At 71.5% G+C, this 22,962-nt stretch carries 21 protein-coding genes; 10 read left to right on the forward strand and 11 right to left on the reverse strand.

Annotation, left to right across the window (positions count from 1 at the left end; all coding sequences use genetic code 11):
- Positions 1–22 precede the first annotated feature (22 nt).
- Together FHS44_RS12925 and lon are read right to left on the reverse strand one after the other, a co-directional pair.
- The gene (locus FHS44_RS12925; protein ID WP_184714206.1) at positions 23–985 is read right to left on the reverse strand and encodes a methionine ABC transporter ATP-binding protein; all 963 of its coding nucleotides are present in this window, start codon (positions 983–985) and stop codon (positions 23–25) included.
- A gap of 428 nt (positions 986–1,413) precedes the next feature.
- Positions 1,414–3,783 carry an endopeptidase La gene (lon, locus tag FHS44_RS12930; RefSeq protein ID WP_184714207.1) on the reverse strand — a complete coding sequence of 790 codons (2,370 nt, stop codon included), beginning with the start codon at positions 3,781–3,783 and terminating at the stop codon, positions 1,414–1,416.
- Positions 3,784–3,970: 187 nt separating this feature from the next.
- On the opposite strand from lon, the gene FHS44_RS41725 reads away from it, so the two are divergent.
- The 6 genes from FHS44_RS41725 to FHS44_RS12960 all read left to right on the forward strand — a co-directional run bounded on the left by FHS44_RS41725 (position 3,971) and on the right by FHS44_RS12960 (position 9,207).
- Positions 3,971–5,248 (forward strand): sensor histidine kinase, encoded by a 1,278-nt coding sequence (locus FHS44_RS41725; protein WP_184714208.1) that lies wholly within the window; start codon positions 3,971–3,973, stop codon positions 5,246–5,248.
- On the forward strand, positions 5,245–5,898 hold the full coding sequence (locus tag FHS44_RS12940; RefSeq protein ID WP_184714209.1) for a response regulator: 654 nt from the start codon (positions 5,245–5,247) through the stop codon (positions 5,896–5,898). The genes FHS44_RS41725 and FHS44_RS12940 overlap by 4 nt, the downstream gene beginning before the upstream one ends.
- 105 nt (positions 5,899–6,003) lie before the next feature.
- On the forward strand, positions 6,004–6,744 hold the full coding sequence (locus tag FHS44_RS12945) for an alpha/beta hydrolase (RefSeq protein WP_184714210.1): 741 nt from the start codon (positions 6,004–6,006) through the stop codon (positions 6,742–6,744).
- Positions 6,737–7,828 carry an acyltransferase family protein gene (locus FHS44_RS12950; RefSeq protein ID WP_184714211.1) on the forward strand — a complete coding sequence of 364 codons (1,092 nt, stop codon included), beginning with the start codon at positions 6,737–6,739 and terminating at the stop codon, positions 7,826–7,828. Before FHS44_RS12945 ends, FHS44_RS12950 begins: the two co-directional genes overlap by 8 nt.
- A 91-nt stretch (positions 7,829–7,919) precedes the next feature.
- Positions 7,920–8,573, forward strand: coding sequence for a biliverdin-producing heme oxygenase (locus FHS44_RS12955; protein ID WP_184714212.1), 654 nt, complete (start codon positions 7,920–7,922; stop codon positions 8,571–8,573).
- 31 nt (positions 8,574–8,604) lie between these two features.
- Positions 8,605–9,207 (forward strand): TetR/AcrR family transcriptional regulator, encoded by a 603-nt coding sequence (locus tag FHS44_RS12960; RefSeq protein WP_184714213.1) that lies wholly within the window; start codon positions 8,605–8,607, stop codon positions 9,205–9,207.
- On the opposite strand, the gene FHS44_RS12965 is transcribed toward FHS44_RS12960, so the two are convergent.
- On the reverse strand, positions 9,197–10,354 hold the full coding sequence (locus FHS44_RS12965) for a low temperature requirement protein A (protein WP_184714214.1): 1,158 nt from the start codon (positions 10,352–10,354) through the stop codon (positions 9,197–9,199). The genes FHS44_RS12960 and FHS44_RS12965 overlap by 11 nt on opposite strands.
- A 106-nt stretch (positions 10,355–10,460) precedes the next feature.
- Here FHS44_RS12965 and FHS44_RS12970 point away from each other — a divergent pair, with 106 nt between their 5' ends.
- Both FHS44_RS12970 and FHS44_RS12975 read left to right on the forward strand, forming a co-directional pair.
- Positions 10,461–10,787, forward strand: coding sequence for a DUF8820 family protein (locus FHS44_RS12970; protein ID WP_184714215.1), 327 nt, complete (start codon positions 10,461–10,463; stop codon positions 10,785–10,787).
- Between the two features lie 23 nt (positions 10,788–10,810).
- Positions 10,811–11,857: a DUF6745 domain-containing protein gene (locus tag FHS44_RS12975; protein ID WP_184714216.1), complete on the forward strand. Its 1,047-nt coding sequence runs from the start codon at positions 10,811–10,813 to the stop codon at positions 11,855–11,857.
- Here FHS44_RS12975 and FHS44_RS12980 read toward each other — a convergent pair.
- Genes FHS44_RS12980 through FHS44_RS13000 form a run of 5 tightly spaced genes read right to left on the reverse strand, consistent with a single transcriptional unit; the run spans position 11,833 to position 16,873 of the window.
- Entirely contained in the window at positions 11,833–12,708 is an 876-nt protein-coding gene (locus tag FHS44_RS12980) for an STM4011 family radical SAM protein (RefSeq protein ID WP_184714217.1), read from the reverse strand. The two genes, FHS44_RS12975 and FHS44_RS12980, sit on opposite strands and share 25 nt — an antisense overlap.
- Positions 12,705–14,012, reverse strand: a complete 1,308-nt coding sequence (locus FHS44_RS12985; protein WP_312863633.1) for an STM4012 family radical SAM protein — start codon at positions 14,010–14,012, stop codon at positions 12,705–12,707. The genes FHS44_RS12980 and FHS44_RS12985 overlap by 4 nt, the downstream gene beginning before the upstream one ends.
- Positions 14,009–14,812, reverse strand: coding sequence for an STM4013/SEN3800 family hydrolase (locus FHS44_RS12990; RefSeq protein WP_184714219.1), 804 nt, complete (start codon positions 14,810–14,812; stop codon positions 14,009–14,011). The genes FHS44_RS12985 and FHS44_RS12990 overlap by 4 nt, the downstream gene beginning before the upstream one ends.
- A 1-nt stretch (position 14,813) precedes the next feature.
- Positions 14,814–15,926, reverse strand: coding sequence for an STM4014 family protein (locus FHS44_RS12995; RefSeq protein WP_184714220.1), 1,113 nt, complete (start codon positions 15,924–15,926; stop codon positions 14,814–14,816).
- Positions 15,923–16,873 (reverse strand): STM4015 family protein, encoded by a 951-nt coding sequence (locus FHS44_RS13000; RefSeq protein ID WP_184714221.1) that lies wholly within the window; start codon positions 16,871–16,873, stop codon positions 15,923–15,925. The genes FHS44_RS12995 and FHS44_RS13000 overlap by 4 nt, the downstream gene beginning before the upstream one ends.
- A 115-nt stretch (positions 16,874–16,988) precedes the next feature.
- On the opposite strand from FHS44_RS13000, the gene FHS44_RS13005 reads away from it, so the two are divergent.
- Both FHS44_RS13005 and FHS44_RS13010 read left to right on the forward strand, forming a co-directional pair.
- Positions 16,989–18,422 (forward strand): MFS transporter, encoded by a 1,434-nt coding sequence (locus tag FHS44_RS13005; RefSeq protein WP_246435412.1) that lies wholly within the window; start codon positions 16,989–16,991, stop codon positions 18,420–18,422.
- A gap of 263 nt (positions 18,423–18,685) precedes the next feature.
- Complete coding sequence (locus FHS44_RS13010) at positions 18,686–19,405, forward strand: hypothetical protein (RefSeq protein ID WP_184714223.1); 720 nt, start codon at positions 18,686–18,688, stop codon at positions 19,403–19,405.
- Between the two features lie 42 nt (positions 19,406–19,447).
- On the opposite strand, the gene FHS44_RS13015 is transcribed toward FHS44_RS13010, so the two are convergent.
- The 3 genes from FHS44_RS13015 to FHS44_RS13025 form a co-directional block, all read right to left on the reverse strand.
- Positions 19,448–20,677, reverse strand: coding sequence for a cytochrome P450 (locus FHS44_RS13015; protein ID WP_184714224.1), 1,230 nt, complete (start codon positions 20,675–20,677; stop codon positions 19,448–19,450).
- An 87-nt stretch (positions 20,678–20,764) separates the two neighbouring features.
- A complete protein-coding gene (locus FHS44_RS13020) occupies positions 20,765–21,283 on the reverse strand; it encodes a hypothetical protein (protein ID WP_184714225.1) in 519 nt (172 codons plus the stop codon).
- Between the two features lie 40 nt (positions 21,284–21,323).
- The gene (locus FHS44_RS13025; RefSeq protein ID WP_184714226.1) at positions 21,324–22,877 is read right to left on the reverse strand and encodes an alkaline phosphatase D family protein; all 1,554 of its coding nucleotides are present in this window, start codon (positions 22,875–22,877) and stop codon (positions 21,324–21,326) included.
- Positions 22,878–22,962 lie beyond the last annotated feature (85 nt).

Consider the following 22,962-nt stretch of genomic DNA (forward strand, 5'->3'; position numbering starts at 1 on the left):
TTCTTCGACGTAACGGGCAGGCTCATCGGCTCTCCTCGACCAGCAGGCCGCGCTCCGCCAGGTGGGTGAGGGCCGCGGCGCGCTGGGTGCCGCTCAGGCGCAGGCGCAGGCGGCCCGCCGACAGCCCGGCGACCTTCTCCAACGCCCCGCCGAGGATGTTGATGTCCACGTCGAAGGTGCGCGCCACCTGGGAGACCACGGGCTCGTCGGCCTGTCCGGTGAAGGTGATCGTGATGTCGCCCGGCTCCGCCGGGGGCAGCGGGAACAGCTCGGCGGCGAGCCTGGAGCCCGGCTTGGCGAGCAGTTCGGGGATGGTCCCCGACTCCTCGATCCTGCCGTCCCGCATGATCGCGGCCGAGTCGCAGATCGACTTGACGACGTTCATCTCGTGGGTGATCAGCAGGATCGTCAGGCCGAGCTCCTGGTTGAGGCGCTTGAGCAGGGCCAGGATCGACTGGGTGGTGCCCGGGTCGAGCGCGGAGGTGGCCTCGTCGGACAGCAGCACGGCCGGGTTGCCCGCCAGGGCCCTGGCGATGCCGACGCGCTGCTTCTGGCCGCCGGAGAGCTGGGCGGGGTGGGCCTTCGCCTTGTCCGCGAGGCCGACCAGTTCGAGCAGCTCGGTCACCCGCCTGGCGCGCTCGGCCCTGCCGGTGCCCATGACCTCAAGGGGGAAGGCGACGTTGCCCGCGACCGTGCGGGAGGACAGCAGGGCGAAGTGCTGGTGGACCATGCCGATCCGCTGCCTGGCCCGGCGCAGCTGGGCCTCCCCGAGGGCGGTCAGCTCCTGCCCGGCGACGGTGACGGTGCCCTCCGTCGGGCGTTCGAGGAGGTTGACGCAGCGCAGCAGGGTGCTCTTCCCGGCACCGCTCTGGCCGAGCACGCCGAAGATCTCGCCCTCGCGGACGTGGAGGTCGACGCGCTCGACGGCGGTCACCTCGCGGCCCCGGTCGCGGTAGACCTTGCGCAGGCCCAAGACATCAATCACAGCTGTTCCCCAACATGAGCGGGTCGTCGAAGGGTTTCCACGGCGAGAAGGGGAGCTAGCGGGTGCCGGGGTCGAAGGGCAGGTGTCCCAGGCGGCGCAGGACGAGATGGTCCGCGGGGCAGGTCATGGTCTCGGGGCCTTCGTGAGGACGGGCGGGGCGGAGCTAGTGCTTGGAGCGCATACAGCTCAGAACACACATGTGGGGCATTTCGCACATGTGCTCGCCAAGGGAGACGCCCCGGCCCTGCGGGGTCGCGTCTGCCTGGTTCGCCACGTTCACGTCTGCCTCAACACGGGGTCGGCCTACCCGGATTCCCGGCATTTCATGTGATCCCTATCACCCCTGTGGGGGAATTCGCCGCCCGGGAACGGCGAACGGCCCGCCCTTCCACGGGGGAAGGACGGGCCGTCAGGGATGACTCCCCAGGTCAGGCGGCCGCCTGCTCGGCGACCTTGGCCGGGGTGAGCGCGATCTCCAGGACCTCCCGGACGTCGCTGACCGTGTGGACGGTGAGCTCGTCACGGACCGCCTGGGGGACGTCATCCAGGTCGGGCTCGTTGCGGGCCGGGATCAGCACCGTGGTGATGCCCGCCCGGTGGGCGGCCAGCAGCTTCTGCTTGACCCCGCCGATCGGGAGCACCCTGCCGGTCAGGGAGATCTCGCCGGTCATGGCCACATCGCTCCTGACCGTACGGCCCGACAGCAGCGAGGCCAGCGCGGTGGTCAGGGTGACACCCGCGGAGGGGCCGTCCTTCGGCACCGCCCCGGCGGGGAAGTGCACGTGGACCGACCGGTCCTTCAGCGCCGTCACCGGCAGTTCCAGCTCCGCGCCGCGCGAGCGCAGGTAGGACAGGGCGATTCTGGCCGACTCCTTCATGACGTCGCCGAGCTGGCCGGTCAGGGTCAGGCCGGTGTCACCGGTCTCCGGGTCTGCCAGGGACGCCTCGACGTACAGCACGTCTCCGCCCGCCCCGGTGACCGCCAGGCCGGTGGCCACGCCGGGCACCGCCGTACGCTGGCTGGACTCGGGAAGCGACGACTCCGGCACGTGGCGCGGGCGGCCCAGATAGGGAACCAGGTCCCCGACCGTCACGGGCAGCTCGGCCTCGCCGAGGGCGACGCCCGCGGTCACCTTGCGCAGGACCCTGGCGATCGAGCGCTCAAGGGAGCGCACGCCCGCCTCGCGGGTGTACTCGCCCGCGAGCCTGCGCAGGGCCTCCTCGTCGATGGTGACGTCCTCGGCGGTGAGGCCCGCCTTGTCGAGCTGCCGCGGCAGCAGGTGGTCACGGGCGATCGCGACCTTCTCGTCCTCGGTGTAGCCGTCGAGCGTGACGACCTCCATCCGGTCGAGCAGCGGCCCGGGGATGGCCTCCAGGACGTTGGCCGTGGCCAGGAAGAGCACGTCGCTCAGGTCGAGCTCGACCTCCAGGTAGTGGTCGCGGAAGGTGTGGTTCTGCGCCGGGTCGAGGACCTCAAGCAGGGCCGCGGTCGGGTCGCCCCGGTAGTCGGAGCCGACCTTGTCCACCTCGTCGAGCAGCACGACCGGGTTCATCGAGCCCGCCTCGCGGATCGCGCGCACGATCCGTCCCGCCTGGGCGCCGACGTAGGTGCGCCGGTGGCCGCGGATCTCGGCCTCGTCGCGGACGCCGCCGAGGGCGACGCGCACGAACGTACGGCCCATGGCCCTGGCGACGGACTCGCCCAGGGAGGTCTTGCCGACCCCGGGAGGGCCGGCCAGCGCGAGCACGGCGCCGCTGCGGCGCCCGCCGACCACGCCGAGGCCCTTCTCGGCCCTGCGTCCGCGCACCGCGAGGTACTCGATGATGCGGTCCTTGACGTCGTCGAGGCCGGTGTGGTCGGCGTCGAGGACGGCGCGGGCCGCGGCGATGTCGTAGGAGTCCTCGGTCCTGTCGTTCCACGGGATGTCGAGGACCGTGTCCAGCCAGGTGCGGATCCAGCCGACCTCGGGAGACTGGTCGGAGGTCCGCTCCAGCTTGTCGACCTCCTTGAGCGCGGCCTCACGCACCTTCTCCGGCAGGTCGGCCGCCTCGACGCGGGCGCGGTAGTCCTCCTCCTCGGTCTCCGGGGAGGAGCCGTTCAGCTCGGCCAGCTCCTTGCGGACCGCGGCGAGCTGCTGGCGGAGCAGGAACTCGCGCTGCTGCTTCTCCATGCCCTCCTGGACGTCCTTGCGGATCGTCTCGGCCACGTCCAGCTCGGCGAGGTGCTCACGGGCCCACTCGACCAGCCGTTCGAGCCGGTCGGCCGGGTCGGCGGTCTGCAGGATCTCGACCTTGCGCTGGGTCGTCAGCCAGGGGGCGTAGCCGGAGTTGTCGGCAAGCAGCGACGGGTCGTCCATCTTGTTGACCGCGTCCACGACCTGCCAGGCGCCCCGCTTCTGCAGGATCGTCGTGGTCAGCGCCTTGTACTCCCTGGCCAGCTCCTCGGCGCGCTCCCCCGCCTCGGGCACGTCCATCACGCTCGCCTGCACCCACAGGGCCGCACCGGGACCCGTGGTGCCCGAGCCCACACGGACCCGGCCGACACCGCGGACCACGGCGGCGGGCTCGCCACCGGGCAGCCTGCCGACCTGCTCGACGACCGCCCTGACACCCACGGGACCGTACTTGCCGTCGATCCGGGGAACGAGCAGCACCTCGGGCTTGTTGTCTGCGAGTGCCCGAGCGGCGTCGATCGCTGCCCGGATCTCGCCCTCGGAAAGGTCCAGCGGGACCACCATGCCCGGCAGCACGACCTCGTCGTCGAGGGGCAGGACCGGGAGGATCAAGCTCTCACTCATCTGCACTCCAAAGGTTGAGTTATACCGACTCAATTAATGGGAGCCCGAGATTGTTCCCGGAGTTGAGTGTGTTCGCTGTGAGCGATCGTAATCGTGTAATTTCGCCGGGCCGTACCCCTCGGGTGTGAGGCCGGGAGTCACCCCGGGGTACGACGACGGCCCGGCGGCGGACACCTAGGCTGGCCGGGTGAAAGCGCCCCCCGGTCTCGTACGGCTCGCCAGGCCCGTGGTCCTGGCGCTGGTCACCGGGCGGGCCGATCCTCCCTTCCCCCGGGCCTCCTTCCTGCGGGTACGGCTCCCCCGAATGCTGGGGCTGCTGCCGTTCCGCACGCTCGACCTCGTGCTCGTGGCCGACCTGCTGGTCTTCTGGCTTCTCCAGTCGCAGAACCTGGACCAGCTCAGGAGGGGCAACGCGACGCTGGCCTTCCCCTTCGACGAGATGTGGATCTATCTCGGCGCCCTGGCCGCCTCGGCGCCCGTGGTCCTGCGTGAGTACTGGCCGCTGGCCTCGTGGCGGATCGCCATGGCGTCGCTGCTGGTCACCGTCCCGATCCACCACATCGGGGACGACCTGTTCGTCACGTTCAACGAGGCCGTCACCCACCTGCTCGTCGTCTACTCCGTGGCGGTCCGCTGCGACCGCAGGGCCACCGCGGGTGTGCTGGGCGTCTCGGCGCTCGTCCTGTTCGTCTCGCCGGGAAGCGTCAACGACACCCTGCTGGCCGTGATCCTGCTGGGGATCACCGCGCTGCTCGGCCACAACGTCCGTGGCAGGCGGCTGACCACCCGGCGCCTGGCCGAGGAGGAGCAACGCAGCGAGCGAGCCCTGGCGGCGCAGGCCACGCTGGAGGAGAGGGCCAGGATCGCCAGGGAGCTGCACGACGTCGTCGCCCACCACATGTCGGTGATCGCCATCCAGGCCGAGGCCGTACCCCTGCGGGCGTCCGGGGACGCCGAGCGCCTTGAGGAGGGGCTGCGGGAGATCCGCGCGCTGTCGCTGTCCGCCATGACCGAGATGCGCCGGGTGATCGGGGTGCTCAGGGACGCCGAGGGACGCGCGGACACCGCGCCGCAGCCGGGCCTCGGCCGCCTTGACGAGCTGGTCGGCAACGCGCGCTCGGCCGGTCTGACCGTGACGCTCTCCCTGAGCGGCGCCCTGACCGGGCTGCCGGAGGCGGTGAGCCTGTCGGCCTACCGGATCACCCAGGAGGCGCTGAGCAACGCCATGCGGCACGCGCCCGGCTCGGCCGTCTCGGTGCGGATCTCCCACTCCGGCGGGGCGCTGAGCGTCAACGTGACCAACGACGCCGGGCGTCCCGGCTCTCCTGAGCGTACGGCGGGCCCTGGGCACGGCCTGGTCGGGATGCGGGAGCGGGTCACCATGCTCGGCGGGAAACTGTGGGCCGGGCCGGCCGGAACGGGCTTCGCGATCACCGCCATACTGCCGGTCGTGGAGGAGACATGACGATCCGGGTGCTCATCGCCGACGACCAGGGCATGGTCAGGACCGGGTTCACCGTGTTCCTCGGCACGCAGCCGGACATCGAGGTGGTCGGCGAGGCGGCGGACGGCCGCGAGGCAGTGACAGAGGCGGCGCGGCTGCGTCCCGACGTGGTGCTGATGGACGTGCGGATGCCGGTCATGGACGGCCTGTCCGCGACCCGGGAGATCATGGCCGCCCAGGAGCCGCCCAAGGTGCTGATCCTGACCACGTTCGACCTCGACGACTACGTCTACGAGGCCCTGCGCGCCGGGGCCAGCGGTTTCCTGCTCAAGGACGCCTCCGCGCGTCAGCTCGCCGAGGCGGTCAGGGTGGTCGCCTCGGGGGAGGCGCTGCTGGCCCCCTCGGTGACCAGGCGGCTGATCGCGGAGTTCGCCAGGGTCGGCCCGCGCCGCCCCCGGGCCAGGCCGGACGGCATCACCGAGCGCGAGACCGAGGTGCTCGTCCTCGTCGCCCAGGGCCGTTCCAACCAGGAGATCGCCGCGGAGCTGGTCCTGTCCGAGCAGACGGTCAAGACGCATCTAGGCCGGATCCTGGCCAAACTGGACCTGCGCGACCGGGCCCAGGCGATCGTCTACGCCTACGAGACGGGTCTGGTCAGACCGGGCGAGTGAACGTCACCCCGTGGTCGGACCCGGAGCTGCCCTCTTCAGGGTGATGTGAGCGACAAATCATGATTTTTAGCCTCTTGCCGGTTCCCACCCGGTCAGGAGGCCCGAATGCCGCGTCGCACGTCCGCCCTCGCCCTCGCCGCCGTCCTCGGCTACGCGCTCGTCCCCGCCCCGCACGGCGACCGCGTCGTCAGGGTCTACGGCGACCTGAGTACGGCAGGACACGTCGCGGTCCTCGTCCCCGGCTCGGGCACGAGCGCCGCGAACTTCGACGGCGGGCCCAGGCCGTACCGCAGACCGGGAGGTGCGGCCAGGGCGCTGGTCGAGCAGGCGCGGGACCTCGACCCCGGCGGGGACGGCCTGGCGGTGGTCGCGTGGCTCGGCTACGACAGCCCGGCGATCGACAGTCTCGGCGTGCTGACCGAGGGGGCGGCGCTGGAGGGGGGCGCGGCGCTGCGCCGCTACCTCGGGGAGACGCTCGGCGGCAGGCGGGTGAGCCTGCTGTGCCACAGCTACGGATCCGTCGTGTGCGCCAAGGCGCTGCCGGGCTCGGGCGTCACGGACCTGGTGGTCTTCGGCAGCCCGGGACTCGGCGTGTCCTCCACTGCCGAACTGGGTGGGACCCGGGTGTGGGCGGGCAGCGGGACCGGCGACTGGATGCGCCGGGTGCCCAAGCTCAGGCTCGGGCCGCTCGGCTTCGGCCCCGACCCGGCCTCGCCCGCCTTCGGCGCCCGCCCGTTCGCGACGGGGGCGGCCGAGCACGGCGACTACCTGAGGCCCGGGGGGACGTCGCTGCGCAACCTCGCCCTCATCGCCCTCGGCAGGACGGACGAGGTGTCGGGTGGCTGAGGGCACGTGGGCCGAGCGGTCGCGCCGGATCGAGGCGGCGACCCCCTCGGACCGGGACCGGTGGATCGACGCGCTGCGCGCGCTGGCGATCCTCGGGGTCGTGCTGGGGCACTGGCTGGTCACCGCCTGGTACGGCGAGCCCGGCGGGGGTGTGCGGATCACCAGCCCGCTGGCCCACCTGGAGGGGCTCACCCCGCTGTCGTGGGTGCTGCAGACGCTGGCGCTGTTCTTCTTCGCCGGGGGCTACGCGGCGGCCAGGAGCCTGCGCTCGGCGGCCGGGGTCCCGGCCAGGCTGGGGCGGCTGCTGCGGCCCGCGGTGGTGCCCGTGCTGGTCTGGGCGGGCCTGGCCCTCGGCGCCGCGCTGCGCGGCGTGCCCGGCGGAACCATCAGGTCGCTGCTGCTGCCCGCGGCCGGGCCGCTGTGGTTCCTTGCGGTGTTCGCGGCGCTCAACGCGCTCACCCCCGCGCTGGCGCGGATCCGGCCCGCCGTCCTGGCCGCCTGCGCGTTCGCGGTCGTGCTCTGCGTCGACCTGCTCAGGTTCTCCGGGACGGGACCCGGCTGGCCGATGTGGGTGAACCTGGGGGCCGGGTGGCTGGTGCCGTACGCGCTGGGGATCCACCGGGCGCGCGGCGGGCTCGTCGCACGCAGGACGGCACTCCTGCTGCTGGTCGGCGGGATGACCGGGGCGGTGTCGCTGGTGACCTGGTTCGGGTATCCCGTGAGCATGGTCGGCGTGACGGGGGCGAGGGTCTCCAACCTCAGCCCGCCCACGCTCGCGGCGGTCTGCTTCGGCCTCGCCCAGGTGGGGGCGGCGCTGCTGGCGCGCGGGCCGCTGGAGCGGCTGACGCGGCGTCCCCGGGTCTGGGCGGCGGTCGTGACGGTCAACCTGGGCGCCATGACGGTCTTCCTGTGGCACCAGGCCGTGCCGACCGTGGCGGTCCTGGCCGCGCTGCGGTTCGGCGTGGTTCCCGGGCTGCTCGGGGTACCTGACGGATTGTCCTGGCTGCTGTGCCGGCTGGGCTGGATCGTGGTGTTCGCCGCCGTCTTCAGCGCGGTGCTGGCCGTACGGCTCCGCGGGAGGTGATTTTGATGACATGGTGTCATCATCATCTTGACGAGGGGCCGTGGCCTTTGTGACACTGTGTCACATAAGACCCCTTCATCACGGAGTGATCATGAGTGAGCCGTCGTTCTCCGAAGCGCTCAGGAACGCCACCTGGAGTGCCCACGAGTCCGCCGAGGGCGAGGGATACCTCAAGGCCCTGATGGCGGGGCGGCTCAGCGCCGAGGCCTACGGCGAGATGGTCGCCCAGCACTACTTCGCCTATGTCGCCCTCGACGGCGTCTCCCGCGCGCTCGCCGGTGACCCGGTGGCGGGTCCCTTCGTCTTCCCCGAGCTCTACCGCGAGGAGGCACTGGTCCGCGACCTGGAGACGATCTACGGCTCCGGCTGGAGGTCGCGGATCGAGCCCTCCGGGCCGACCGAGGAACTGGTGGCCAGGATCGAGCGGACCGTCTCGTGGCCGGGCGGCTACGTCGCCCACCACTACACCCGCTACATGGGCGACCTGTCCGGCGGCCAGTTCATCCGGATGGAGCTGGAGAAGATCTACGGCTACCGCAAGGACGGCGGCGTCGACTTCTACCGCTTCGACGCGGTCGGCAGCCTGCCCCGGTTCAAGAACGACTACCGCTCCCGGCTCGACGCGCTTCCCGTCGACGAGGCGGAGAAGGCGCGGATCATCGAGGAGACCAGGGTCGCCTACCGGCTCAACACCGAGGTCCTGACCGACCTCGGCAGGCTGGTCCGGGCCGAGCCGGTCGCCTGAGGACCGTCGCGGCCTGTGCGACGATGGGTGCATGCCCCGCATTTCGGCCGCGACGATCGGCGAGCACCGCGCCCAGACGCGTGACCGGATCCTGCAGGCGGTCTCCCGCCTGTCGAGGGACCAGGGCATCGACGCCATCTCGATGACCGACGTGGCGAGCGAGGCGGGCATCACCAGGACCGTCCTGTACAACTACTTCCCCGACAAGGCGGCGCTGCTGCTGGCCTTCACCGAGCGGGTGACGGGCTACTTCATCGACAGCTACGAACGGGAGCTGCCGCCGGGCGCCTCTCCCGCCGAGCGGCTCCGGGTGTTCGTCCGTCTCCAGTTGGCCGGGCTGCTCGCCCATCCCCACCCCGGTCCCGCCGACCTGTCGGCCGCGCTCGGCCCCGACGCCTACCAGCGCCTGGCCGACCACGTCGAGCCGATGCAGCGCATCCTGACCGGCATCATCGAGGGCGGGGTCTCCTCCGGGGCCTTCCGCACCCCCGACGTGACCTCCGCCGCCCGGTTCATCCTCGCCGTCATCGGCGCGGAACGGGTGCCGCTGCTCAGCGGGGAGACCACCGCGGAGGACGCCGAGACCGTGGTCTGTGACTTCGTCCTGCGGGCGCTGGAGGCCCTCACGCCCTGACGCGGGCGCTCACCACGACGAGCAGGGCCATCAGGACCGCGATCGACGGCAGCGGGACCGGCGTCAACGGGGTCGCAAGCACGGCCAACGCCACCACCGGGAAGCCCGCGTTCACCCACGGCCCCCTGCGGTGCGGCCTGACGTGCACCAGCCACACGCTGAGCACGAAGACGGCCACCGGCACCGCGACCGCGGCCCCGGCGGCGAGGGCGCCGATGTGGGCGTGATGCGTGTCGTGGTCGATCACGACGCCGAGCCCGGCGCCGACCGCCGCGGCCGAGGAGAAGACCAGATAGTGGCCGTACCCCCAGCGGAAGGCCGCCCTTCCTGAGACGAGGATGCGGTCCGCGGGCTGCGCGAAGTACACCCACCACATCGAGAAGACGATCACGATCCCGCTGAGGGCGACCGACAGCAGGGCCGTCACGACGATCCCCCGTTCGAGCCCGGCCTGGATCGCGTTCACGGCCGCCAGCACCGACTCACCCAGCACGATCAGCGTGAACAGACCGTAGCGCTCGGCGATGTGGCCCGGGTGCCACGCGGTCCGCCTGGCGCGCTCGGCCCACAGCGGCACCGCCAGCTCGGCCAGGACCAGCACCAGGAACCCGGCGAGCCCCGCCTGCCCCGTCAGCGCCAGCCGGGCGATCCATCCGGCCTGCACGAGGGTGACGCCGACCGCGTAACGCCGCGCGCTGGCGCGTCCCGGGGCGTCCTCCCTGGCGGCCCGCACCCAGAGCCCGACCATCGCCAGGCGCATCACCGCGTATCCCAGCGTGACCAGCCCGAAGTCCCGCTCCCCGAACGCCCTGGGCACCCCAGCCGCCAGGATGAGCACGCCGGTGATCTGCGCCAGCACCAGCAGCCGGTACAGCACGTCGTCGGTGTCGTAGGCCGAGGCGAACCAGGTGAAGTTCATCCACGCCCACCAGATGGCGAAGAAGACCATGGCGTAGCCGAGGACCCCGCTGCCCGGATGCCCCTCGGACAGGGCGTGGTGCAGGCTGGCCGCCGCCTGCGCGACGCCGACGACGAAACACAGGTCGAACAGAAGCTCAAGGGGGGTCGAGGCGCGGTGCCCCTGTGCGGGGTCGCGGCCCGCCATGATCCTGCGCCAGGCGGGCCGTTCCAGGTCGGGTTCGCTCATAGGTGCTCCGGTCTAGCACCCCTTGCCTCGCGGCGGCAAAGAGGCGACCCGGGATTGTCGGTGGCGACCGCTAACTTTCGATCATCCCGATCCGAGGAGCTGTGAGATGTACCGTCAGGGAGACATCCTGATCGTGCCCGTCGCCGAGGAGGCCGTCCCCGCCTCCGTCGTCACCTCGCCGTCCGTGCCGCGTGACGCGCGGGGCCGCCTGGTGCTGGCGCTGGGTGAGGCGACCGGGCACGCCCACGCCGTGGTCGGCCAGGGCACCCTGGTCCGCGGGACGCGTCCCGCCGATCCGGCCTTCCTCAACCTCCCGTCAGGGGGACGGGTCGTCCACGAGGAGCACGCCGCGATCTCCCTGCCCAAGGGGTGGTACCGCGTGCTGCGCCAGCGTGAGTACATCCCCGGCGCCTTCCGCGTCGTCGCCGACTAGAAGATCGCCAGGAGCACCCGAGCATGACCGTCACCAACGAACTCGCCGACACGCTGAGCGCCGCCGCACTCCGCTGGGAGGAGGTGGCCCTCAGGACCGGCCCCGCCGACCGCGCCCGCGCCGAGGCGGGGGTACGGCTGGCCTACCGGATCGGTGGTCTGGCCGAGCCCGAACGGATCATCTGGGTCGCCTCCCCCGTGGAGGGCGCCAGGCTCGCCGCCAACAGGGGCGGCGGCGAGCTTGAGATGGGCCGCTGTGTCCGTGACGAGGTGCGCACCCGGCCGTGGGAGCGGGCCAGGACCGAGGCGCTGGCCAGGCTCGGGGCGGAAGGCTGGCCGCTGGTCTGGTCGCTGACCGGGGGCGTTCTGTGGGACCCGGTGAACCGCCTCGTCAACCGGATCCGCGGTGGCGTCGCCGCCGCCGCGGACTCGGAGGAGGCGGGGGCGCTGCTGCGCGCCTCGACGCTGGACGCCGTGCTCGGCCAGCACGACGCGCCGTGGCTCTCGCTGTTCGAGGCGCTGGGGGCGCCCGAGGTCGAGGGCCTGGTCATGGTCGCCGAGTCCGCGGGCTGGTGGTGGCCCTTCGAGCGGGTCGCGCTGGTCTGTGAGCGCCCGGCCGAGCTGCACCGCGACGAGGCGGGCCGCCCGCACCGCGCCGAGGGGCCCGCGCTGTCCTTCCCCGACGGCTTCGCGCTGTACGCCTGGCACGGCATGCCGGTGCCCGCCGAGTTCGGCGCCTCCATGACGGGCCTGACCCCCCAGCGCATCCGCGCCGAGGAGAACGCCGAGCTGCGCCGGGTGATGCTGGAGCACTTCGGCTACGAGCGCTACCTCGCCGAGTCGGGGGCCACGCCGCTGGACCGCGACGAGACCGGCGTGCTGTGGCGCATCGAGCTGCCCGACGACGAGGCGGTCTCGATGGTCGAGGTGGTCAACTCGACCGCCGAGCCCGACGGCACCTTCCGCACCTACTGGCTGCGGGTCCCGCCGTGGACCCGCACCGCCCGCGAGGGCGTCGCCTGGACGTTCGGCCTGACGGCCAGGGACTACCAGCCGCTCAGAGAGACGTGAGGGATGCGTTCGAGGACTCCCCCGGCGAACACGTCGTAGAGCCCGGTCGGCTCCAGGTGGACGTAGCCGATGTGGCAGTCGCACACCGCCAGCGGGCAGCCCCGGGGACGCAGGGCCTGCCGGAAGGAGCCGTCGTAGAGGTTGCCGAGGACCTCGGGCACGAAGTGGCAGCGCCGTACGGTGCCGTCGCCGTCCACGGAGACCACGCTCTCTCCGGTACGGCACGGCAGCCCGGCGCTGCGGTGCGGGGTCCTGCTGTGGTGGAACAGCGGGTCGAGCGCCGCCCAGGGGGCCGCCTCCTCGTCGGTGTAGAGGTGGCCCTCGGCGGCGTTCACCCACAGGTACACCTCCGGGGGCAGGTCCGCGCGCAGGCGCCTGGCGGCCTGGAGGTGCTCGGGCAGGCCGACGACGCCGACGCTGAAGCGGACACCAAGTGCGTGCAGCTCACGGCATCTGGCGAGGAAGCGCTCGTGGGTGACCTGGCCGGGGTGGTAGGTCACCCACAGGGCGAGCGTGTCCAGGTCGGCCTCGGCCAGCCAGCCGGTGCGGCCGCTGAGGTTGGTCTGGATCGCGACCCTGCGGACGTGCGGGAGGCGGCTCAGCTCGACCATCGTCCCGCGGTACCACGAGCGGACCAGCCCCTCCCCCCACGGGGTGAACAGCACCGAGACGGGGTGGCCGCACTCCGCCGTCCACGCCGTGAACCGTTCGAGCGCCGCCCGGTCCCGCCGCAGCCGCTCGGGGCTGTCGCGGCGCTTGGCGAAGGGGCAGTAGGGGCAGTCGTAGTCGCAGCTGGACAGCGGTCCGCGATACAGGATCGTCAGGTGGGGGTTCACCGAGTCGTCTCTCATCGCTGCTCGTATCCCGCCATCAGCTCCCGTACCGGCGCCGAGAACAGCCACGGGCCGATCGCGTCGGAGTGGGCCAGCCCCTCGGAGGTCAGCCGCAGCCAACGCCCCTCGGGACCGTCGAGCCACCCCCGGTCCGTCAGGATCTCCAGTTCGGCGGAGAAGTCCTCCGTCGCCTCGGTGTCGAAGCGCTTACGGTAGGCGTCCAGGTCCAGTCCCTCCGCCTGCGACAGCGACTGCAGGAGGTGGCGGCGGCGCCGTTCCGCCTCGTCCAGGTGGAAGCCGACGTTGGCGAAGGCGAACTCCTCGGCGGGCAGCCGTACGTAGTCGTCGATGATCCCGCGCACCTGGCGGGCGGCGACCGCGTACTCGTGGGAGTAGTGCAGGCCGGAGGTGTAGGAGCGGGCCCCGCAGCCGAGACCCACCATGCCGTCGCTCTGGCAGGTGTACTCGGTCAGGCCACCGGAGCCCGGCAGCCGGAACATCCGCATCGACACCTGTTCGTACCCTTCGGCCAGCAGGTGGTCACGGCCCTGACGGTAGAGGCCGAGCCGGTGGTCGTCCCAGTCGCCCGCGCGACGGCCGAGCCCGGTCAGCGGGCGGACGTACAGCGGGTACAGGTAGAGCTCCTCGGGCCGCCAGGCGAGCGCGGCGTCCAGCGAGTGGCGCCAGGTCCGCCCGGTCTGCCCGTCGATCCCGTAGATCAGGTCGATGTTGAGCGCCTCGAACCCGGTGTCCCTGATCCGGCCGAGCGCTGCCTCGACCTCCGCCCGCCGCTGCGGTCTGACCGCGGCGCGGGCCTCGGCGTCGAGGAAGCTCTGCACCCCGATGGAGATCCTGGTCGTGCCCCGCTCCGCCAGGACGGCGAGCCGGTCGGCCGTCGCCGTCGCGGGTGAGGTCTCCACCGACAGCGGTACGGCCCGCAGATCGACGCCCATGATCCGTTCGGTGAGGTCGAACAGCCTGGTCAGCTCGGCCGCGCTCAGGTAGGTCGGGGTACCGCCCCCGACGGCCGCGAGCACGAACTCCGGCCCGTCCAGGGCGTCCCGCACGGCCCGCGCCTGGCGTTCCAGCGCGTCGAGGTAGGCGGTGACGAGTTCCTCGGGGGCGCCGGTCCTGGTGAACAGGTTGCAGAACCCGCAGCGCATCTCGCAGAACGGGATGTGCAGGTAGAGAAAGAGGCTTTCGAGCGGCTCCCGCTCCCACACCCGCCGCAGCGTGGGCCGGGGGTCCAGCGGCCGGTAGGCCGTCTTGTGGGGATAGGCGTAGACGTATCCCTGGTAGGGACCCGCGTCCAGATCCGTCACCACTGTCCCCTCTCCAGGACGAACTCCCCGTAGGGCACGGTCCAGACGACCTCGTGGCCGATCCGGTGCCCGACGTGGCCGTCCTCCCCGTAGGCGGTGCCGTGGTCGGAGCAGACGATCGCGAAGGCGGGACGCCTGGCGCTCATCAGCGCGAAGAGCCTGCCGAGGTGCCGGTCCACGTACTCCAGCGCGGCGGCGTGGCTGCGCCGGTCGTCGCCGTGCTCACGGGTGGCGCCGGGCAGGTGGAACCAGTTCGGCTGGTGCAGCGCGGAGACGTTGACGAACAGGAACACCGGCCCTTCCGCCCCGGCGACCGCCCGCTCCGCGCACGCGATCTGCGCCTCGAACGAGGTCGGCGAGGTCACGCCGTACTCCGGCTCCCAGTGGCTCTCGGCGAACAGGCCGGGCAGCGTGGAGCCGAGCGGGGTCAGCTTGTTGAAGAAGCCAACTCCCCCGACGCAGATCGTGTGGTAGCCCACCGCCGCCAGCCCGGTGGGCAGGTCGGGGGCGTCAAACGTCCAGGTGCCCGGGGCCGTCGTCTCGCTGCCGGGGAACGTCGCGGCGAACAGCCGGGGATGCGGCCCAGGAGAGGCCGGGGTCGGCAGGAACCCGGCGAGGATCGCGGCGTGCGCGGCGTAGGTGAAGCTCCCCGGGCTGTGGCGCTTCTCCCACCGGCCGCCGGGCAGCGCCCGCGCCAGGGTGGGCAGGCGCCCCTCGGCCAGCGCCTCCTCCGCCACGTCGTATCTCAGCGTGTCGAGCGTCACCAGCAGCAGGTCGTGGCCGCCCACGATCTCGTTCATGTCACGCACCGGCGCCGGCCCCCACGGGAACGTGACGGCGCGCGATGGCCGCCACCTGGGCCCGGTAGGTGTCCAGCCCCTCGGCCGGGGTGCCGGGCAGGCCGGTGAGCCGGGGCAGCAGGTCGCCGAAGGCGTTGACCTCGGCCACCACGACGTCACGCCACCCGGTTCCGACCATGACGTCCACCCCGGTGGCCAGGCTGCCGGGGAAGCACGCCGCCGCCCGCGCGCAGACGTCCAGCAGCCGCGCCCAGCCGTCGGCCCCGAGCCGGGCCCGCACCGCGCCGAGGTCCCCGCGCTCCCCGCCCAGGTGCAGGTTCGTCATGGGCGTACGGCTGGCACGCACGACCGCGTGGGTCGGCGTGCCCTCGACCGTGACCACCCGCAGGTCGATCGCCCTGTCGCCGAGCGTGGCCTTGGGGAACCACCGCTCGACGTGCAGGCCGTCCGGGGCCAGCAGCTCGACGATCGCCGCGACGTCGCGCTCGTCGTCGTAGGCGCGCACCCGCAGCGAGTTGTACAGCGCCCCACCGGTCAGCTCGGCCGAGGTGACGGCCCTGATCCTGCCGGGGGCGACCTGCAGGGCGACAACGCCCGAGGCGGAGGAGCCGTGGGCGGGCTTGACGAACACCCGGTTCCACCCGGCCCCGGCCATCCGCTCGCGCAGTTCGGCGTAGCCGCCGACGGGTCCCGTCAGCGCGGGCGGCACGGGGACCCCGGCCGCCGACAGCCTCGCGTGGCAGCGCCGCTTGTCGAACATCACCGCGATCTCGCCAGGCTCGGCGAGCAGCCTGGCGCCGGGGGTATCCTCGACGGCTTGGCGGACGCGTTCGATCCCGGCCATGAAGGCGGCGTGCCAGGCGGCCCCGCCGCCCACCCGGGACGGCTCCCCCGGGCCGCGCAGCAGCGCGTCGGTCTCGGCGTCCTCGCCCGGTGACTCGATCCGCACGAGCGTGCCCGGCTCGAACCTGACATTTCGGCTTTTTTCCTGATTTTTCAGGATTTGTGTCCATGGCACGACCCGGGGTTCGGGCAGGCCGTGGGCGGCACAGGCGCTCGCGAACAGGGTGACCCTGCGTTCTCCCGGGGTGCCGACGACCGTCAGCGGGATCATTCGGAGACCGCCACGTAACGCCACTCGTCGTCGGGCTCCTCCTGGTCCGACAGGTCGACCTCGACGCCGAAGACCGCGAAGGCCGCCCTGACCCTGTCGGCCATGGGGTCGGTGAGGTAGTGGTGGTGCAGGTCGAGACGCTTCAGGTGGGTCAGCGGCTGACCGGACAGCAGCGCCTCGGCCCCCTCGTCGCCGAGGGCGCCCATCGACAGCGCCAGCGTCTCCAGGCGGGCCACGACCGGCGCGGAGGCCACGGCCGCGGCGATCTCGTCCTGGATCTCGCTGTCCTGCAGGCCGAGGTGGCGCAGCGCGGGCAGCCGCTCACCGCTCAGGATGCCCTCCATGTCGGCCACGGTCGCGTCCCCGCCGTACTCGCTCACGCCGAGCCACAGCTCCAGGCGCTCAAGGGCGGGGAAGGTGCTCTCTCCGATCCCGCGGACCACGCCCGCGGGCAGGCCACCCGACTCGATCGACAGTTCCCTGAGGCTCTCGTGCCTGACCGGACGCAGCACGAGCCCGGAGCCGCCGCGCACGTCCAGCTGTTCGAGCTTCGGGAAGGCGGTCAGCAGCGGGGTGACGTCGCTCTGCTGGATCCACGAGATCTCGGCCTCCTCCCTGGAGATGTCGCCGAAGTACAGCGTGCGCAGGGCGGGCAGGCGCTCGGCGTGCTCGGTCAGCAGCCGTACGGCCTCGCTGGAGTCCCTCTCGTAGGCGCTTCCCCAGTTTCCGATGGTGAGGGCGGTGACCTTCGTCGTGTCCACCTTGCCGACGAAGCGCAGGAAGAGTTCCTCGAACTCCTCGGCGTCCCCGTCCCAGTCCACGCCGATCCGCCAGTTCGCCGCCTCGGGAGCGGGCAGCTCCCGCGTCTCCTCGTCGCTCCCTGGCACCTCCACGATGGGCAGCCTGCCGGAGGGGCTCTGCACGGGCGCGTCGTCGGCGTAGGTCATTCCAGGGCTCCTGTCAGGCGAAATATGGCAGACCACTTCCTACCAGAGATCGCCGACACTTCATGGCTTGTCAGATAAATCCTGACAAAACAGACAGTGGGTCATCATGGGGAGTATGGACAACGGCCATATCCGGTTCAGCTCGGCCAAGGGGCGGTGGATTCTGCTCACCACGGTGCTCGGGTCGGGGATGGCCATGCTGGACGGCACTGTCGTCAACGTGGCGCTGCCCACGCTCGGCGCCGCCCTCAAGGCCGACATGGCGGGCCTGCAGTGGACGGTCAACGCCTACACGCTGACCCTGGCGGGGCTGATCCTGCTGGGCGGCTCGCTCGGCGACCGGTACGGCAGGCGCAGGATCTTCCTCATCGGCGTCGTCTGGTTCGCCGCGGCCTCCGCCCTGTGCGGCCTCGCGCCGAACATCGGGACGCTGATCTCCGCCCGTGCCCTGCAGGGAGTCGGCGGCGCGCTGCTCACCCCGGGCTCGCTGGCCATCATCCAGGCGTCCTTCGACCGCGAGGACCGACCACGAGCCATCGGGGCCTGGTCCGGGCTCGGCGGGGTCGCCGCGGCCGTCGGGCCGCTGCTCGGCGGCTGGCTGGTCGAGACGGCCGGTTGGCGCTGGGTGTTCCTGCTCAACCTGCCGCTGGCCGCGCTGGTGGTCGCGGTCGCCGTACGGCACGTGCCGGAGAGCAGGGACGTCGAGGCGACCGGTCACTTCGACGTGGCGGGCGCGGCGCTGGCCGCGCTCTCCCTGGCCGGGATCACCTACGGGCTGATCGGCCTGCAGGCCGTTCCGCTGGTCGTTGGCGTGGTGCTCGGCGCGGCGTTCGTCTGGCTGGAGATCAGGCGCTCGCCCGCCGCGCTCGTCCCGGTCGGGCTCTTCTCCTCGAAGGTGTTCACCGCGGTGAACGTGGTCACGCTGATCATGTACGCCGCGATGGGCGTGGTGTTCTTCCTGCTGGTCGTCCAGTTGCAGGTCTCCGCGGGCTTCTCCCCGGTGGTCGCCGGGTCGGCGATGATCCCGGTCACGCTGCTGATGCTGCTGCTCTCGGCCAGGGCGGGGGAGCTGGCCAAACGGATCGGCCCCAGGATCCCGATGACGGCGGGCATCCTGGTCTGCGCCGTCGCCCTGGTGCTGATGTCCCGGATCGGCGCGGGCACGCCGTACGCGACGGGGGTGCTTCTGCCTGTCTCCCTGTTCGGTCTGGGCCTGTCGGCGGCGGTCGCGCCGCTGACCGCGACGGTGCTGGCCACCGCGGACGAGCGCTACGCGGGCGTGGCCAGCGGCGTCAACAACGCCGTCGCCAGGACGGGCGGCCTGCTGGCGGTCGCCGCGATCCCGCCGCTCGCCGGTCTGACCGGCGAGGCCTTCCACTCCCCCACGATCTTCACCGCGGGCTTCCACACCACGATGCTCGTCGCCGCCGCGATGATGACGGCCGCCGCCGCGACCACCTTCCTCACCATCAGACAGAACGTCCTGACCACCTCCCCGGCCCCCCACACGAGCTGCCCCGTGGAGGCCCCCCAGCTCGGCGAGAGGTGACCGGCCGTTCGTCCTCCGTGAGCATCGGACGCGGAAAAGAAATGGCGGACCCAGGAAAGGTGTGAAAAGAGAGAAGCATTCTCGGACGTTTCGTTTCCGGGTTCCACGGCGGACTTTCCTGGGAAGATCGGGAAATGAGATGGAGAAGAACATCCGTTGCCGTTGTCGTCGTGTTACTGGGCGTGGTGTCCGCCCTGGCGGTGACGGGGATGCGAAACGCGACGGCCCCCGAGGACAAGGCGTTCCTCACCCATCTGGAGTTCGTGGCGGGAAACGCGTTCGTGGTGGCCAATCCGGCCCATGACATCGTGCTGAGCGCGATGACGAGGGTCACCGACGACCCCGAGTATCTCTCCCTCCCGCTGAGGATATGGCCTCGGGGTACGGACATCACGGTCACCGACTGGGCCAACGGAATTCCGGAGATCCGTTATTTTCCCTCGACCGGGCATCTGGAACTACCCCACCTGAGCGAGTCACGGCTGAGCCGTGTCCTCGCGGAGTTCGGTGAGAGGAGAACGGAGAAGAAGGCCACCGCGGCACTTCTCAGAGGTCTGGGGACGAGGGTCGAGGTAACCGCGGTGGTCGAGTTCGCGCGGCCGATGACGTCCGTGGCTGACGGCGGAGGGCGGGTTCTCCTCTCGCCGGCACGTGTGGGGAAGTTTCCCCTGTACTGGGACGGTGAGCCGTGCGCGGACAGTGAGGGCTGTGGGGATCTCTCCCCGGTCGAGCGGTTCAGGCGGTGGGTGGACGGCCTGCGGGAGGAGGACAGGGGAACGCTCGACGCGTTCGGCCTCGACCTCGCCGAGCTGCGGAAGGCGGCCGGGGAGGGCAAGGTCTACGGGGAGATCGTGGAAGGCGTCACCCCCGCAGAGCTGGAGAAACTCCTGAAGGACCCAGGAGTCAGATCGGTCAGTGTCGCGGAGGTGGGTCTGCGGTGCGCCTCCAGTCTCAGCACCGAGTGCCTCCCGGTCCCGGCCTGACCACCGTTGACCCGCCGTGCGGGACCCGCCCCAAAAGCGATGTCAGAACGTGAAGGGCTGGGTTCTGATGCTGTTGTCGAAGTTGGAGGGGAGGAGTTCGGGTTCGCCCACGGAGCGGATGTCCGGGAGGCGGGTGAGAAGTTCGCGGAACATGGTTCTGATCTCCTGGCGGGCCAGGTTGGCGCCCAGGCAGAAGTGGGGGCCGGGGCCGCCGAAGCCGACGTGGCCCTTGGTCTCGCGGGTGATGTCGAAGCGGTCGGGGTCGGGGAAGACGTCCTCGTCGCGGTTGGCCGAGCCGTAGAACAGCACGACCTTGTCCCCGGCCTTCAGGTGCAGGCCACGCAGGTCGTAGTCCTGGGTGACCGTGCGGCGGAACTGCATGATGGGCGAGACGTAGCGGACCATCTCCTCGATCGCCCCGCCGATGCGGGCGTCGAAGTCCTCGGCCAGCAGGCGGCGCTGCTCGGGATTGTCGGTGAGCAGCTTGATGCCGTGCGCCATGGTGTTGCGGGCCGTCTCGTTGCCCGCGACCAGCAGCAGCGCGAAGAACGAGCCGAGCTCGCGGTCGGTGAGCCGTTCCCCGTCCACGTTGGCGGTGACCAGGGCGGAGACCAGGTCGCCCTCCGGCGCCGTCGCGCGCTGCTTGCCGAGCTGGATCACCATGCGCTGCAGGGCGAGCAGCGCCAGCATGTTCTGCCCGGCCATCCTGAGCGTCTGGGGCAGGCTCGGCCGTACGCCGGTGTAGGCCGTGGAGACGTCGACGTGCCGGTGGACCTGCTCCCGCATCCCGTCGGGGATGCCCATCATGTCGCAGATGACGTGGATGGGAAGGCGGGCGGCGACCTGGTGGACGAAGTCGCCGGGGCCCTCGGCGACCACGTCGTCGACGATCCCGGCGCAGGCCCTGTCGATGCCGTCCTGCAGCCCGGCGAGCATCCTGGGGCTGAAGGCGCGGGAGACGATGCGGCGCAGGCGGGCGTGGCGGGGGTCGTCCATGTTCACCATGGACTCGCCGAACACGTGCTTGACCCAGCCGGGCGGCTCGGGGTTGGTCACCGCGGGCTCGCTGGAGAAGACCTTGGCGTTGCGGCTGGCCTCGACCACGTCGGCGTGCCGTACCAGGGCGTAGAAGCCCTTGCCCGAGCGCAGCAGCGGCACCCGCCGTTCCGGGAAGAAGACCGGCCGGTCCAGCTCCCTCAGCCGGGCGAACGCCTCGTTGCGCTCCTTGAGGGGGCGGCGCCAGAACCCCAGATCGGCCAGGTCGATGTCCATGGTCCAATCCTGGCACGCCCTTGACCCGCCCCGCCCGGTGCCGGGGATCCGCCGGTGACGGACCCCCGGACAGGGACCCTCAGGGGGTCACAGAATCCTCGACCGCGCGCTGAGACGGCTGCGGATCTCCTTGGCGAGCCTCTTGGCGGAGACGTGCGGGTTGCTGGTCACGGCCGCGCCGAAGCGCACGGTCGCGGTGCCCCTGCGCGGGCCGACCCATCCCCTGAGCTTGAAGGACGTCACGTCCCCCTTGTCGAGGGAGGAGATCAGGCACAGTACGGTCCGCCCCTTGACGGAGCACCTCACGCTGCGCGGCTTCGAGACCACCCTGACCGCGCGGAAGTTCGAGGAGAACTCACCGACGAGCGCCACGTAGTGCTGGCCTCTGACCTTGTTGTTGCGCACCTTGACGGTGTAGGTGAGGTTTCCCCCTCGGTAGGTGTACTTGGGGAAGTAGACCTCGTATCGGAAGGGGGCAACCGTGGTCGCCGTGGAGGCCGCGGCCGCGGGGGCCGCGACCGCCGTGGCGGGCTGGACGAGAAGGGTACCGCCGAGCGCGGCGGCGAGGGCCACGGCGGCGAACCTCCGGGGGAAAAGATCACTCATATGCCGATCATCTAACAAATTTCGGTAATTCCTCACGTTTTTAGACCAAGGCGGAGTGTCCGGCGGGGACGGTGAACCGGGCACCGGTCCTCGCCGGGGCGCCCCGGCGGCTGATGTAGTCCAGGGTCCGGAAGTCTGCGCGCAGTTCCTCCGGAGTGATCCGGCAGACGATGTAACCGCGCCGTTGGTCCAGGTAGGAGATGTGCGGGTTCTCCGCGATCGTCTCGGCGACCCTGGCCTCGTCCCGGTAGCCGTCGCCGTCGCTGGCGATGGAGGAGGTCACCAGTTCGACCCCCACCTTGGGCGAGTCGGGGTCGTCGAAGTCGAGCATGAGATCGGCCGCGTGGTGCATGTGCATGTCACCGGTCAGCACGACGGGGTTGGCCGCGCCCGAGTCGCGGAAGCCGGTCAGCAGCCGGGTGCGCTCGGCGGCGTAGCCGTCCCAGGAGTCCATGTTGACCTCGGTGCCCGGCCCGGCCCGGTAGTCGCGCTGGGCCATCAGGATCTGCTGGGCGACCAGGTTCCAGCGCGCCCGCGAGGAGGAGAGCCCGTCGAGCAGCCAGCGCCGCTGGTCCTCCCCCAGCAGGGTGCGCCGGGTGGAGAGCCGGTCACCGCACCCGGCCCTGAGCCCGTCCTCGCAGGCCTGGTCGTCGCGGAACTGCCGGGTGTCGAGCAGGTGGAAACGGGCCAGCGGCCCCCAGTCGACCCTGCGGTGGATCCGGATCGAACCCCCGTTGGGCACGCTCGTCCCGCGCAGCGGCATGTTCTCGTAGTAGGCCTGGAACGCGTTGGCCCTGCGGCGGGCGAAGTCCGGGTCCCCGGTGCTGGAGACGTTCCCCGCCCAGTTGTTCTCGATCTCGTGGTCGTCGAAGGCGACCAGCCACGGCGCGACCGCGTGCGCGGCCCGCAGGTCGGCGTCGCTCTTGTACTGCGCGTGCCGCGTCCGGTAGTCGGCCAGCGTGGCGCACCTGCCCTCGGTGTGCTTGCGTACGGCCCCGCCCATCGCGGTGTAGCCCTTCGGGGCGTACTCGTACATGTAGTCGCCCAGGTGGACGACCAGGTCGGGATCCTGCTCCGCGAGCCTGCGGTAGGCCGTGTAGTAGCCGTGCTCGTAGTGGGCGCAGGCGGCCACGGCCAGCGTCAGCGGGGAGGGCGCCGCGTCGGCGGCGGGGGCGGTGCGGGTACGGCCCGCGGGCGAGAGGTGTCCCTCGGCGCGGAAGCGGTAGAAGTACTCCCGCCCCGGTTCGAGCCCGTCCAGCTCGACGTGGACGCTGTGCGCCCGTTCCCGCCGCGCGGTCTCCACGCCGGTCCGCACCACCCTGGTGAAGCCCTCGTCGTCGGCGAGCTGCCATTCGACCTCGACGTCTCGGGCGGGCATCCCGCCCAGCCCCTGAAGGCCGAGCGGCTCGGGGGCGAGCCTGGTCCACAGCACGACCCCGTCCGGCGACGGGTCCCCCGAGGCGATCCCCAGGGTGAACGGATCACGGCGAAGAGTCCTGGGGGCCGTGGGAATCCCGGCCCCGGTGAGCAACAGGCCGCCCACACCGGCGGCGGCGACGGAAAGAAACACCCTGCGTGACGGCGTCTGCTCCACGCCACCAGTGCAACCCGCGCATCTTGCCCCGTCCTTGCCCCGTCGTGACCTGCGGCGCACGGCGGGGTGAACAACCGTTCGGCCG

Origin of the sequence: Streptosporangium saharense (assembly GCF_014203715.1) — a bacterium.
Taxonomy (GTDB): domain Bacteria; phylum Actinomycetota; class Actinomycetes; order Streptosporangiales; family Streptosporangiaceae; genus Streptosporangium; species Streptosporangium saharense.

What these genes read in the sequence shown, in the direction of transcription:
- lon (WP_184714207.1), bottom strand. Translation starts at nt 3,783, where the DNA reads ATGAGTGAGAGCTTGATCCTCCCGGTCCTGCCCCTCGACGACGAGGTC.
- FHS44_RS12940 (WP_184714209.1), top strand. Translation starts at nt 5,245, where the DNA reads ATGACGATCCGGGTGCTCATCGCCGACGACCAGGGCATGGTCAGGACC.
- FHS44_RS12945 (WP_184714210.1), top strand. Translation starts at nt 6,004, where the DNA reads ATGCCGCGTCGCACGTCCGCCCTCGCCCTCGCCGCCGTCCTCGGCTAC.
- FHS44_RS12955 (WP_184714212.1), top strand. Translation starts at nt 7,920, where the DNA reads ATGAGTGAGCCGTCGTTCTCCGAAGCGCTCAGGAACGCCACCTGGAGT.
- FHS44_RS12960 (WP_184714213.1), top strand. Translation starts at nt 8,605, where the DNA reads ATGCCCCGCATTTCGGCCGCGACGATCGGCGAGCACCGCGCCCAGACG.
- FHS44_RS12965 (WP_184714214.1), bottom strand. Translation starts at nt 10,354, where the DNA reads ATGAGCGAACCCGACCTGGAACGGCCCGCCTGGCGCAGGATCATGGCG.
- FHS44_RS12970 (WP_184714215.1), top strand. Translation starts at nt 10,461, where the DNA reads ATGTACCGTCAGGGAGACATCCTGATCGTGCCCGTCGCCGAGGAGGCC.
- FHS44_RS12975 (WP_184714216.1), top strand. Translation starts at nt 10,811, where the DNA reads ATGACCGTCACCAACGAACTCGCCGACACGCTGAGCGCCGCCGCACTC.
- FHS44_RS12980 (WP_184714217.1), bottom strand. Translation starts at nt 12,708, where the DNA reads ATGAGAGACGACTCGGTGAACCCCCACCTGACGATCCTGTATCGCGGA.
- FHS44_RS12990 (WP_184714219.1), bottom strand. Translation starts at nt 14,812, where the DNA reads ATGAACGAGATCGTGGGCGGCCACGACCTGCTGCTGGTGACGCTCGAC.
- FHS44_RS12995 (WP_184714220.1), bottom strand. Translation starts at nt 15,926, where the DNA reads ATGATCCCGCTGACGGTCGTCGGCACCCCGGGAGAACGCAGGGTCACC.
- FHS44_RS13000 (WP_184714221.1), bottom strand. Translation starts at nt 16,873, where the DNA reads ATGACCTACGCCGACGACGCGCCCGTGCAGAGCCCCTCCGGCAGGCTG.
- FHS44_RS13005 (WP_246435412.1), top strand. Translation starts at nt 16,989, where the DNA reads ATGGACAACGGCCATATCCGGTTCAGCTCGGCCAAGGGGCGGTGGATT.
- FHS44_RS13015 (WP_184714224.1), bottom strand. Translation starts at nt 20,677, where the DNA reads ATGGACATCGACCTGGCCGATCTGGGGTTCTGGCGCCGCCCCCTCAAG.
- FHS44_RS13020 (WP_184714225.1), bottom strand. Translation starts at nt 21,283, where the DNA reads ATGAGTGATCTTTTCCCCCGGAGGTTCGCCGCCGTGGCCCTCGCCGCC.